The sequence below is a fragment of the Nocardia sp. NPDC051929 genome, assembly GCF_044548645.1.
GTDB classification, from domain to species: domain Bacteria; phylum Actinomycetota; class Actinomycetes; order Mycobacteriales; family Mycobacteriaceae; genus Nocardia; species Nocardia sichangensis.
On record NZ_JBIUCG010000005.1, the window covers coordinates 77,098 to 89,030 of the forward strand.

General features: G+C 67.7%; 11 protein-coding genes. 10 read left to right on the forward strand and 1 reads right to left on the reverse strand.

All coding sequences use genetic code 11. The features are described 5' to 3' along the window. Positions 1-14 precede the first annotated feature (14 nt). Together ACIHAX_RS07840 and ACIHAX_RS07845 are read left to right on the forward strand one after the other, a co-directional pair. On the forward strand, positions 15-428 hold the full coding sequence (locus ACIHAX_RS07840; RefSeq protein WP_356966209.1) for a hypothetical protein: 414 nt from the start codon (positions 15-17) through the stop codon (positions 426-428). A 58-nt stretch (positions 429-486) separates the two neighbouring features. Next, a complete protein-coding gene (locus tag ACIHAX_RS07845; RefSeq protein WP_379252436.1) occupies positions 487-1,212 on the forward strand; it encodes a hypothetical protein in 726 nt (241 codons plus the stop codon). On the opposite strand, the gene ACIHAX_RS07850 is transcribed toward ACIHAX_RS07845, so the two are convergent. Continuing rightward, positions 1,190-1,918, reverse strand: coding sequence for a polyprenol monophosphomannose synthase (locus ACIHAX_RS07850; RefSeq protein ID WP_364425661.1), 729 nt, complete (start codon positions 1,916-1,918; stop codon positions 1,190-1,192). The two genes, ACIHAX_RS07845 and ACIHAX_RS07850, sit on opposite strands and share 23 nt — an antisense overlap. 116 nt (positions 1,919-2,034) lie before the next feature. Between ACIHAX_RS07850 and gmd the strand changes: the two genes are divergently transcribed. Genes gmd through ACIHAX_RS07890 form a run of 8 tightly spaced genes read left to right on the forward strand, consistent with a single transcriptional unit; the run spans position 2,035 to position 11,884 of the window. Continuing rightward, complete coding sequence (gene gmd / locus ACIHAX_RS07855; RefSeq protein WP_355077957.1) at positions 2,035-3,057, forward strand: GDP-mannose 4,6-dehydratase; 1,023 nt, start codon at positions 2,035-2,037, stop codon at positions 3,055-3,057. Continuing rightward, positions 3,054-4,307 carry a class I SAM-dependent methyltransferase gene (locus ACIHAX_RS07860; protein WP_397276420.1) on the forward strand — a complete coding sequence of 418 codons (1,254 nt, stop codon included), beginning with the start codon at positions 3,054-3,056 and terminating at the stop codon, positions 4,305-4,307. Before gmd ends, ACIHAX_RS07860 begins: the two co-directional genes overlap by 4 nt. A gap of 1 nt (position 4,308) precedes the next feature. Further along, the gene (locus ACIHAX_RS07865) at positions 4,309-5,256 is read left to right on the forward strand and encodes a GDP-mannose 4,6-dehydratase (protein WP_356966202.1); all 948 of its coding nucleotides are present in this window, start codon (positions 4,309-4,311) and stop codon (positions 5,254-5,256) included. Between the two features lies 1 nt (position 5,257). Then, a complete protein-coding gene (locus ACIHAX_RS07870) occupies positions 5,258-6,442 on the forward strand; it encodes a class I SAM-dependent methyltransferase (protein ID WP_397276422.1) in 1,185 nt (394 codons plus the stop codon). A gap of 4 nt (positions 6,443-6,446) precedes the next feature. Continuing rightward, positions 6,447-7,625 (forward strand): nucleotide disphospho-sugar-binding domain-containing protein, encoded by a 1,179-nt coding sequence (locus ACIHAX_RS07875; protein WP_397276424.1) that lies wholly within the window; start codon positions 6,447-6,449, stop codon positions 7,623-7,625. A gap of 55 nt (positions 7,626-7,680) precedes the next feature. Beyond that, positions 7,681-9,249, forward strand: coding sequence for a glycosyltransferase family 87 protein (locus ACIHAX_RS07880; protein WP_355077962.1), 1,569 nt, complete (start codon positions 7,681-7,683; stop codon positions 9,247-9,249). Beyond that, positions 9,246-10,523, forward strand: coding sequence for a flavin-containing monooxygenase (locus ACIHAX_RS07885; protein WP_397276427.1), 1,278 nt, complete (start codon positions 9,246-9,248; stop codon positions 10,521-10,523). The genes ACIHAX_RS07880 and ACIHAX_RS07885 overlap by 4 nt, the downstream gene beginning before the upstream one ends. A gap of 11 nt (positions 10,524-10,534) precedes the next feature. Next, positions 10,535-11,884 (forward strand): cytochrome P450, encoded by a 1,350-nt coding sequence (locus tag ACIHAX_RS07890; RefSeq protein WP_364425670.1) that lies wholly within the window; start codon positions 10,535-10,537, stop codon positions 11,882-11,884. The last annotated feature ends 49 nt before the right edge of the window (positions 11,885-11,933 follow it).

Sequence of the window (11,933 nt, forward strand, 5' to 3'; positions counted from 1 at the left end):
GAAGGGATTCAGTAATGAAGGTCGAAGTCCTCACCCCGTCGTGCAACCTCGACACCGTCCGCGACGGGCGCGGTGGCATTTTCACCTGGGTCCCGCCGGAACCCCTGCTCGAGTTCAACCTGATCTACATGCACCCCGGCAAGGTGCGCGGCCTGCACTACCACCCGCATTTCGTCGAGTACCTGCTGTTCGTCGAGGGCAACGGCGTGCTGGTGACCAAGGACGACTACGAGGATCCGGACTGCCCGGAGGAGTTCATCCATGTGGGCAAGGGCATCTGCACGCGCACGCCGATCGGGGTGATGCACACCGTGTACTCGATCACCCCGCTGACCTTCGTCGCGATGCTGACCAAGCCGTGGGACGAGTGCGATCCGCCGATCGTGCAGGTGGCGCCGCTGCCACACACCTTGGAAGGCAAGTCGTGAGCGGCCGAATATCGGTGCGGCCGACCAGCGCGGCCGCCCGCGCCGGGCAGGACCTCGCATGAGCGGGATGCGGGTGGCGGTGCTCGGCGCCGCGGGATACGTGGGCGCCGCACTGGTCGAGGCGCTCGGCAGGACGCGGCGATGGGAGGTCGTGCCCGTGGTGCGCGACGACCACGAATCCCACTGCACGGCAGGTCGTTACGACGTGCTGATCAACGCCGCCTGCCCGTCGAAGCGGTTCTGGGCCGAGCAGCATCCCGGCGACGATCGCCGGGAGACGGTGGACAAGACGCGCCTGCTGCGCGAGCAGTGGCGCTGGGACCGGTTCGTGCAGATCAGCAGCATCTCCGCACGGACCCAGCTGGACACGGTCTACGGCCGCCATCGCGCGGAGGCCGAGCGAATGTGTTCCGGCCGCGACACTTTCGTCGTCCGGCTCGGCCCGATGTACGGCGGCGACTACCGCAAGGGTGTGCTGGCCGACATGGCCGCCGACCGTCCGGTGTTCGCCAGCGGCCGCTCCCGGCAGAGTTTCGCCCCGGTGGACTGGTGCGCCGACTGGATCGCCGCCCACCTGGAGGACACCGGCCTGCGCGAGGTCGGCGCACGCACCACCGTGACGCTGGCGGAGGTACGCGACGCGGTGGGCTCGTCCTCGCAGTTCGCCAAAAATGTTGTCGACGACCAGTTCCCGACCACCGCCACCGGCCCGGACTGGCCGGAGGCGGCGGCGGTGATCGACTGGCTGGCCGGGCGGAGGGTCAGCGATGCGCGGGCGAGGTGACGCGATGCCTGCCGGGGCGCAGGTACTTCTCCGCGCACAGCACCAGCAGGAAACGCACGCTGGTCGCGACATCGCGGGTGCGCATCTTGGAGGCGCCCGCGGTGCGGTTGAGGACGTGGATCGGCACCTGTTCGATCCGGAAACCATTGGCGGCGAGGATGTAGAGACTTTCGAAGAAGAAGGAGTAGCCGTTCGAGCGAACGCGATCGAAAGCCGCCACCGGAATCGTGTCCAACCGGTAGTAGCGGAACGCGCCGGTGGCATCGTAGGGCATCCGCAGCAGTGTCACGGTGAGAAAATGCCCGACCCGGGTGAGGACCTTGCGGAAGGGAGTCCAGTCGGCGAGGCTGTCCTCTTTCAGATAGCGCGATCCGACCACGATGTCGAAACCGTCGGAAGCGGCGCGCAATGCCGGAAGATACGACGGCGGATGCGCGAAATCGGAATCCATCGTGATGATGTGCGCATATCCCTGCGCGTATGCCCAGCGGATACCGGCCTGGTGTGCGGAGCCCACGCCCTGCCGTCCCGCCCTGTGCAGCACGTGGATGCGGGGCGCGTGCTGTCGGGCCAGCTCATCGAGCAGATCTCCGGTGCCGTCCGGGGAATTGTCGTCGACGAACAGGACGTCGAAATCGGAGCCCTGTTCCAGGATCTGAGCGAGCAACGGGCCCACGTTGCGACGCTCGTTGTACGTCGGAATCATTACCAGAGTTTTTTCGGAGGCCGCGCTCATGCAATCGAATTCTAATACCGGCGGCGGCCGAAAGATAGGTATTGCCCGCCATTTGACGACCGGTTAGTCTCGGGGCTGGAGGTTTGATGAGAAAGGCACTGATAACCGGCATCACCGGCCAGGACGGGTCTTATCTGACAGAATTCCTGTTGCAGCAAGGATATGAGGTGCACGGGATTGTCAGGCGTGCGTCGAATTTCAATACCGACCGCATAGACCACCTGTATTCCGATACCCATTCCCAACGCCGGCTGTTCCTGCACTACGGGGATCTGATGGATTCCAGCAGTCTCAACCGGATCCTGGAGGACGTACGACCGGCGGAGATCTACAACCTGGGCGCGCAGTCGCACGTGCACATCTCGTTCCAGATCCCGGAGTTCACCGCGGAGACCAACGCGATCGGCACACTGCGCATCCTGGACGCCATCCGCAAGACCGGCATCGCGACCCGCTTCTACCAGGCTTCGTCCTCGGAGCTCTACGGCGGCCTGCACGACGTGGCGCTCAGCGAGCGCACGCCGTTTCATCCGCGCTCGCCGTACGCGGTGGCGAAGCTGTACGCGTACTGGATCACGGTCAATCATCGCGAGGCCTACGGGATGTACACGGTCAACGGCACCTTGTTCAACCACGAATCACCTAGGCGCGGCGAGGTTTTCGTCACCCGCAAGGTGACAAGGGGCGCGGTGCGCATCGCGCAGGGCAAACAGGAGAAGTTGTTCATCGGCAACCTGGACGCCCGCCGGGACTGGGGATACGCCAAGGAGTACGTCGAGGCGATGTGGCTCATGCTGCAACAGTCCGAACCCGACGACTACGTGATCGCCACCGGCGAGACCCACAGCGTGCGCGAGCTGTGCGAGACCGCGTTCGCCGCCACCGGTGTCGAATTGATCTGGGAAGGAACCGGATTGACCGAGAAGGGGATCGACCGGCGAACCTCGCGAGTGCTCGTCGAGGTCGATCCGACCTATTTCCGCCCCGCAGAGGTGCATCATCTCACCGGTGACCCGAGCAAGGCGCGCGAGAAGCTCGGGTGGCAGCCCCGGACGAGTTTCACCGAACTCGTCGAGTTGATGGTCGCCCACGATATGGAGAACGCGTGACGCAAGCAGTGGCGGTGCAGGGCTGCCGGGTGTGCGGGAACACCCGGCTCGAAACGGTCGTCGACCTCGGCACGATGGCGTTGACGGGAGTGTTCCCGGCCACCGATCCGACCGAGGTGCCGCGCTACCCCTTGGAGTTGGTGCGCTGCGTGGCCGAAGGCAGCGAGGAGTGCGGGCTGGTGCAGTTGCGCCACACCGCAGACTTCGGCGAAATGTATTCGCCCGGCTACGGATACCGCTCCGGGCTGAATCGATCGATGATCGAGCACCTCGCCCACCGGGTGGACAGGATTCGGCAGCGGGTGCCGCTGTCACCGGACGACGTGGTGATCGACATCGGCAGCAACGACGCGACGTTGCTGCGCGCCTATCCAGAAGGGTCGGCGACGATTCTGGGCATCGACCCGCTGGGGGAGAAGTTCCGCCGGTTCTATCCGCCGCACGTGCGGTTGGTGACCGGCTACTTCGACCACGAGCTGGCCGAATCGGTGCTCGAGGGGCGGCGGGCCAAGGTGATCACCTCGATCGCCATGTTCTATGACGTCCCGCGCCCGCTGGAGTTCATGCGCGCGGTGTACGACAACCTCGCCGACGACGGCATCTGGGTGCTCGAACAGAGCTATCTGCCCGCGATGCTGGCCACCACCTCCTACGACACCATCTGTCACGAGCACCTCGAGTACTACACCCTCGACCAGATCGAGTGGATGGCGCGGCGGTGCGGATTCGTGGTGCTCGAGGTGGAACGCAATACCGTCAACGGCGGCAGCTTCGCACTCACACTCGGCAAGCAAGGGGTGGCCTCGCCTGCCGACGCCGCCGCGCTGGATCGGATGCGCCACGAGGAGTCCGCGCTCGGGTTGCACACCTCGCAGCCGTACGCGGAATTCGCCAAACGGGTCGACCAGCACCGCGAACAGGTCCGGGAGTTCTTCGACCGCTCCCGCAAGGCCGGTCTGCGCACGCTCGGGTACGGAGCCTCCACGAAAGGCAACGTGGTGCTGCAGCACTGCGGGATCGGGCCGGAGGATCTGGCGTGCATCGCGGAGGTCAACGACGACAAGTTCGGCAAGTTCACCCCCGGCAGCGCGATCCCGATCGTGTCCGAGGAGCAGGCGCGTGCCATGGCGCCCGACCAGTTCTTCGTGCTGCCCTGGCATTTCCGCACCATGATGCTGGAGCGGGAGAGCGCTTTCCGCGCGGCGGGCGGGCGGTTGGTGTTCCCGCTGCCGGAACTGGACGTGGTGTGAGATGACCATCGTCGTCACGGGCGCGGCCGGGCAGGACGGCACGCTGCTGTCGGACCTGCTCGCCGGGCGCGGCGAGCGCGTGCTGCGCATCGGCCGCGACGGCCCGGTCGACATCACCGACGCCGCCGCGGTCGAGGAACTCGTCGCCGCCGAACGCCCCCGGCAGGTCTACCTGCTGGCGGCGGTGCAACATTCCTCGCAGGACGACCACGGCGACCCGCACGAGCTGGCCCGCGCCTCGCATCGGGTCAACACGCTGCCGGTGCAGCATTTCGCGGAGGCGATCGATCGCCACCGCACCGGCACCCGCCTGTTCTACGCGGCCTCGTCGCACGTCTTCGGCTCCGACGGCGACGCGGTGTGCGACGAGAACAGCGGGCTGCGGCCGGACTCCATCTACGGGGTGACCAAAGCGGCCGGCCTGCTGGCCTGCCGCGCCTACCGTGCCCGCGGCGTCTTCGCGGCGGCCGGCATCCTGTTCAACCACGAATCTCCGCTGCGTGCAGAGAAATTCGTCACCCGCAAGATCGTGCGCGCCGTCGCCCGGATCCAGCGCGGTGAGACCGGCACGGTGGAGGTGGGCAGGCTGGACGCGGGCGCCGACTGGGGATACGCGCCGGACTACGTCGAGGCGATGACGCGGATCCTGGCGCTCGACGAGCCGGAGGAGTTCGTCGTCGCCACCGGCGAACACCACACGGTCGCGCAGTTCTGCGCGGCGGCGTTCGGGATGGCCGGACTGGACTGGCACGACCATGTCCGCGAACGGTCCTCGGTGCTCACCCGCGGCGGGCGACCGCGAGTGGGTGAGTCGAGGAAGTTGCGCGCGCGGACCGGGTGGCGCCCTTCGGTGGATTTCCACGGCATGGTGCGGGCCATGCTCGTCGCCGAGGGCGTGCGCCTTGCTGAGCAATCGAGGCCGGTACGCACCGGCGGAACGGATGGATGACGTGACCCTGAACGACGAGAACGTTCTCGCCGCCCACTTGATCTCCGTCGCCGACGGCGTCCCCGAGGAGACCGCCGCCCGGATCGGCGAGATCGGCACCGAGACCGTCGCCGACGCGGTGCTGAAGGAGATCGCCTGGCGCGCGGGCTACGGCGCGCGCCCTGGACAACCGGTGACCGCGGTGTTCGAGCTGACCCACGAGGGCAAACAGCTGGACTACGTGGTCACCTTCGGCGCCGACGACCCCGCGATCGCCCCGGGCACCCTGGAGGATCCGTGGCTGGTGGTGCGCCAGGATCTGGTGGAGTTGCTGCGCGCGGTCTACGGACCGCCCGACGCGGCCCTGGGCACCCGCGCCATCACGATCAAGGACGAGCCGGGGCCGGGCAGTTTCGCGCCCGACGACCCGTGGCGATTGGCCCGCGACGCCGCCGCCGTCGCCGCCGACCGCATCGTCACCGCCTGCCGTCCCCACCACTACGACCTCGACGCGCTGTCGCTGCACTTCGGTTCGGACAAGTGGGGCGGGCACTGGTACACCCAGCACTACGAGCGGCATTTCGCGCCGCTGCGCGACAGCCGGATCCGCATCCTCGAACTGGGCATCGGCGGATACACCGCCCCCGACGTCGGCGGCGCGTCGCTGCGGATGTGGAAGCAGTACTTCCGCCGCGGCCTGGTGTTCGGGCTGGACTACTTCGACAAGTCCGGCATCGCCGAGCCGCGCCTGCAACCCCTGCGCGGCGATCAGGGCGATCCGGCGTTTCTCGACGGGCTCGGCGACTCGCTCGGCCCGTTCGACATCATCATCGACGACGGCAGCCACATCAGCGGCGACGTGATCGCCTCGTTCGGTGCGCTGTTCGCCCACCTGCGGCCGGGCGGACTGTACGTGGTGGAGGACACTCAGACCTCCTACTGGTCGGGCTGGGGCGGAAGCAGCACCGCGACCGACGATCCGGCCACCACCATCGGTTATCTGAAGACCCTGGTGGACGCCCTGCACCACCAGGAATTCGAGAAGGAATCCGGCCGAGCGGCAGGCGCTTTCGACGACTGGATCGGGGCGCTGCACTTCTACCACAACATCGTGGTGATCGAAAAACGCCGCAATGCCGAGCAATCGGCTCCATCATGGGTGCCTCGGCACACCAATCCGATGGAGTGGATGAAGCCGAAGGAGTGATCGGATGAAGTTTCTAGTCGTGCCGGTGCCCTCGTCGGGCCATCTGCTGGCGATGGTGCCGTTCTGCTGGGCGCTGCGCCAGGCAGGCCACGAAGTGCTGGTCGCCTCGCGCGACGACGTGACGGCGACCGCGCTGCGCTCGGGGCTCAACGCCGTCGAGGTGACCGCGCTGAACGTGCCGATGGACCAGTTGCGTACCCAGGTGAACCCGGGCATGTTCCCGCTGCCGCTGTTCGCCGACCGCGACCAGTCCAGCGGACAGGGCCTGTGGCAGATCGCCGCGCAGAACTGGCACAACCACGCCCGCCAGTACCTCGAGACGTTCGCCGCGGTGGCCACCGACTGGGGCGCGGAGGTGATCCTCACCGACCCGCTGGCCACCATCGGCCGCGCGCTCGGCGCGCAACTGGATCTGCCGGTGCTGGTGCACCGCTGGGGCATCGACCCCACCGGCGGTCCCTTCACCGACCGCACCGCCGCACTCGCCGAGGAGGCGGGCACTCGGCTGGCCGATCCGGTCGCCGTGCTCGACATCTGCCCGCCGCGGCTGCAAGCGCCCGACGCCGCGCCGAGCATCCGGCTGGGCTACGTCCCGTTCAACGGCACCGGCGTGCTGCCGCCGTGGCACCGCAACGAGCACGGCCGCAAACGGATCGCGGTCTGCATGGGCGGCAGCACGCTCGGCCTGACCGGTCCCCGGCCGCTGGAGTCCGTGCTCGCCGCGCTGGCCGCCGTCGACGACGCCGAGGTCGTCGTCGCGCTCTCGGCACCGGACCGGGCCACGGTCTGCGAACTGCCCGGCCATGTCCGTGTCGTGGAAGAGGTTCCGCTGAACCTCTTCCTGCCGGGCTGCGATCTGCTCGTGCATCACGGCGGCTCGACCACCGGCCTCACCGCGGGCTGGTTCGGCCTGCCGCAGTTGGTGCTGCCACAGATGTTCGACCAGTTCGATTACGCCAGGGGCCTGGTGCGCAGCGGGGCCGGGCTGACCGCAGAGACCGCTGCCGGGCAAGGCGACGTCGAGGCGCTCACCACCGCGATCCGCACGCTGCTGCGCGAGCCGCGTTTCCGCGCCGCCGCCGAACAGATCGGCGCCGACCTGCGCGCCGCGCCCGCACCGGGCGACGTGGTGTCCCAGGTTGTTCCGCTGCTGGCCGAGCACGCCGGAGCAGCGACCAGATAGACCGTCCGCGCGGCCCGAACCGGGCGGCGCGGGAACCGAAAGCCGTAGGTTGCAGATGATATCCAGGACATGGACCAGGTTCCGTGGTTCGCTCGACTACTACGCCGCGATGTACGCGGTGTTCGTGGTCGGCATTCTCGTCCCCGTCGTGATGATCGTGCTCGCGCTCACCGGCCTACCGGGCCCCGTGACCGCCGTGCTCGGCATCGTGTGCGCGGCGGTGCTGTTCGTGCTGTTCGTGCCGAGGGTGCCCGACGAGTGGCGGGAGGTGGTGCGCAGCAAACCGATCGTGGTGCGGGTGCTGTGGAGCCTGGTGATCGTGCTCGTCGTCGCGGTCCTGGCCCGGTTGACGCAGTTCATCCTCGACGCCGACAACGTGGACGCCTCGCTGTCGGCCGACGACGACTTCCTGGTCAAGAAGACCCACCTGTCCGGCTACATCAGCGGCGCGCTCATGGCCGAACACGACCCGGCCGGTCTCTACGACCGTCACCGCTACGAGTCGCCCCAGGCGGATTCGATCCTGCCCGCGGTGACACCACAGGATCGCGACGCCTACCTCTACCCGCCGCCGTTCCTGCTGCTGCCGCGATTGCTGCTGCTGTTCAGCCACGACTTCGCCACGCTGCGGGCGCTGTACTACTCGCTGTACGTGGCGATCGTGCTGGTGGCCATGTTCGCCATCGCCCGCTGGATCGGCGGCAGGCAGGGCGGGGTGCTGGCGGCGCTGACCCCGGTGGTGTGGATCAGCCTGCCGACGCTGGCGACCATGCAGATCGGCAACGTCCACGTGCTGGTGCTGTATGTCGGCGGTGCGGGCGCGATGGCGCTTTTCCATCTGCGGCGCAACATCTTCGGCGGCGCGGCGCTGGCGTTCGCGATCGTCGCCAAGGTGTCCCCGGCGATTCTGCTGGTCTATCTGCTGGTCCAGCGGCGCTGGCGGCCCGCGGCCTGGACGGCCGTGTTCGGCGGCCTGTATTCACTGGCGACGTTGGCGATCTTCGGTTGGGAGCCCTGGCGGCAGTTCTTGTCCGACGGCACCTGGAAGCGGCTGGCCAGCGGGGAGTTCCACCAGTTCGTGCTGGTCGAACGCGCCAATCAGCTGGTCAACTATTCGCCGTTCGGGCTGCCCTACAAGGCGAACATCATGGGCTGGGACATCGGCGATCCTGTCGGTCCCGCTCGCCTGATCACCAACGTCTACACCTTGCTGCTGCTGATCCTGGTGGCGGTCACCGCGGTGCGCATCCACCGGCGGCTGTCGGCGGGGGCCGAAGGGCCGCGGGTGCGCGCCGAGCAGCTGGCCATCTGGCTGGCGGTGCTGACGCTGGCGTCGTTCCGCGCGCCGTTCGGGCCGTGGGTGTACATCGCGGTGGGCGCGGTGTGGATGCTGGCGGTGTACGCGGGGCTGATGCGCGGCGGCAAACGCACCGTCGCCCTGCTGACGGTGGCCTGGCTGATCATCGCGGTCTACAACGAGAACGTCTACTTCACGCTGGTGGCGCAGACGATCATCTACGTGGCCTGCTTCTTCGTGGCCTGGCGGGCGAGCGCGGGCACCGAGCCGGAAGCAACGCCGCCGCAAGAGGACTCCCCGCGAACGGAACGGGTCTCCGCGGCATGAGCACCTATTGCGTGATCGGCGCGGGTGCGGCCGGTCTGGCGACCGCACGCGAATTCGCCGCGCACGGCTTGGATTTCGAGGTGCTGGAAGCGGCCGACGGTATCGGCGGGATCTGGGACGCCCGGCGCCCGGACTCGCCGGTCAGCCGCAACACGCACGTGATCGCTTCCAAAGGGGTGCAGGCGTTTTCGGGGTTCCCGATGCCCGATGACTATCCCGACTATCCCGGGCACGAACTCGTGCTGCGCTACCTCAACGCCTACGCCGACGCTTTCGAGCTGTGGCCGCGCATCCGGTTCAACACCGCGGTGCGGCACGTCGAGCCCGGCGATGACGGCTGGTCGGTGACGCTGGCCGACGGATCCGAGCGACGCTACGCGGGAGTCGTCATCGCCACCGGCCACGACCGCACCCCGCGCCGCATCGACATCCCCGGCTCGGGCACGGTGCCGGTGCTGCATTCGAGCGAGTACCGCGATCCCGAACAGGTGCTCGGCAAGCGGGTGCTGGTGATCGGGGCCGGGCAGTCGGCGGCCGACATCCTGTCCGACTGCGCGGTCAACGCCGCGCTGACCCTGCACAGCAGCAGGCGCGGGTTCTACTGCATGCCCAAGTACATGCTGGGCCGCCCGACCGACAGCATGCTGCAGGGCCGGATGTGGCGGCCGCTGCGCAAGCGGGCCTTCGAGCGGCTGTTCTCCTATCTGCGCGGCCGCTCCCGCTCGTTCGGGCTGCCGGTGCCCGATTTCGCCGAGGGCATCGTCATCCCGATGCTCGGCGACCAGTTGCACCACTACTACACGCACGGCGACATCACACCCAAACCCGACGTCACATCGATCGACGACGACCGGGTGACGTTCGCCGACGGCACCGAGGAGAAGGTCGATCTGGTGGTGCTGGCCACCGGGTTCGTGCCGAACTACCCCGTCGTCGACCGAACTCTGTTGAACTGGGCCGACGGCAGCCTGCGACCGGGTTTGTATCTCAACATCTTTCCGCCGCACACCCGGGACTTGTTCGTGATCGGGATGGTGCGCCCGATCGGCCCGCACTGGGACGTCTACGAGAAGCAGGCCGAGTTGGTCGCCGAATATCTGCGCGCCAAGGCGAACGACCCGGTGCGGGTCGAGCGTTTCGACCGCGCCACCCAGGGCCGCCAGCCCGACCTGTACGCCGGGCTGCGGCTCTATCACGCCGACCAGTACCCGCTGGTGGTGGAGAAACAGGACTACGTGAACCAACTGCGCAAGCACGCCAAGCTCTTGAAGTGAAAGGTCGGACCATGAAAGCACCCGGGCCCGGTCTGGTGGAAACCGGACGCATGCTGCCGAAACTGGCGAAGAACCCGCTGACGACGGTGGGCGCGTTGCTGGACGGCTACGGCGACGTCGTGCGGGTCAAGGCGGGCCCGATGCTGGTCTACCTCGTCGCGGATCCGGCGATGACCGAGTACGTCCTCAAGGACAACTACACCAACTATCGCAAGAGCCCGATCTACGACGAGTTCAGCATCCTGCTCGGCGACGGGCAGCTGACCACCAACAACCTGGAGTACTGGCGTAGACAGCGCAAACTCATCTCCCCGGCGTTCTCCCACTCGCACGTCAAGGGTTTCGCCGACGACATCACCGACAGCGCCGCGGCGATGCTCGACAGCTGGGACGCCGCGGCCGGAGAATTCCGCGACATCTACGACGACTACGTCAAACTGCTGCTCGCGGTGACCGGCCGGATCCTGTTCGGCATCGACCTGTCCACCGACACCACACAGGTGACCGACGCGATGCGCGCGGCGTTCGCGCTCATCATGAAGCGGGTGAACGCGCCGGTGAAGCTACCGCAGTCGTTCCCGACGCCGGAGGCCCGCCGGGTCGCGCGCAAGGTCGGCGAACTCGACGACGTGGTGCGCCATCTCATCGACGAACGCCGCCGCGGCGGCGACACCAGCGACGTGCTCACCGCGCTGGTGCGCGCTCGCGACGAGGGCGGGCAGGGCATGCGGGAGGAGGACTTGCTCAACGAGATCAAGACCTTGCTGGTGGCCGGTCACGAGTCACCGGCCAACGCGCTGTCGTGGGCGTGTTACCTGCTGGCCACCCATCCCGAGATCCAAGAGCGACTGGCCGAGGAGGTGCGCTCCGTGATCGGCGACCGCACGCCCACCTTCGCCGATCTGGGACAGCTCAGCTACTGCCGCATGGTGATCGAGGAGACGATGCGGCTGTATCCGCCCGCCTGGATCGTCGAACGCACGCCGATCGCCGATGACGAGATCGGTGGCTACCACGTGCCCGCGGGCGCGCGGGTCACGTTGTGCATGTACTACGTCCACCGCGACAAACGTTTGTGGGACGACCCGGAGCAGTTCCGTCCGGAGCGTTTCGCCGACGCCGCCGTGGCCGAACGGCACAAGTTCGCGTTCTTCCCGTTCTCCGGCGGCCCCCGCATCTGCCTGGGCAAGGACATGTCGATGACGGAGATGGTGCTGATCTTGGCCATGACGGTGCAGCGTTTCCGCCTCGAACTCGACGACACCCACCCGGTGGTGCCGCTGGCTTCGGTGAACCTGCGCCCGGAGTTCGGCATCCGCATCCGCCCGGTCCGCCGCGTCACCCAACCCGTCACGACCTGACCTCCCGCCGTGGCCGCACACTTCAGGAGCTTCGAGCATGCCTGACGGG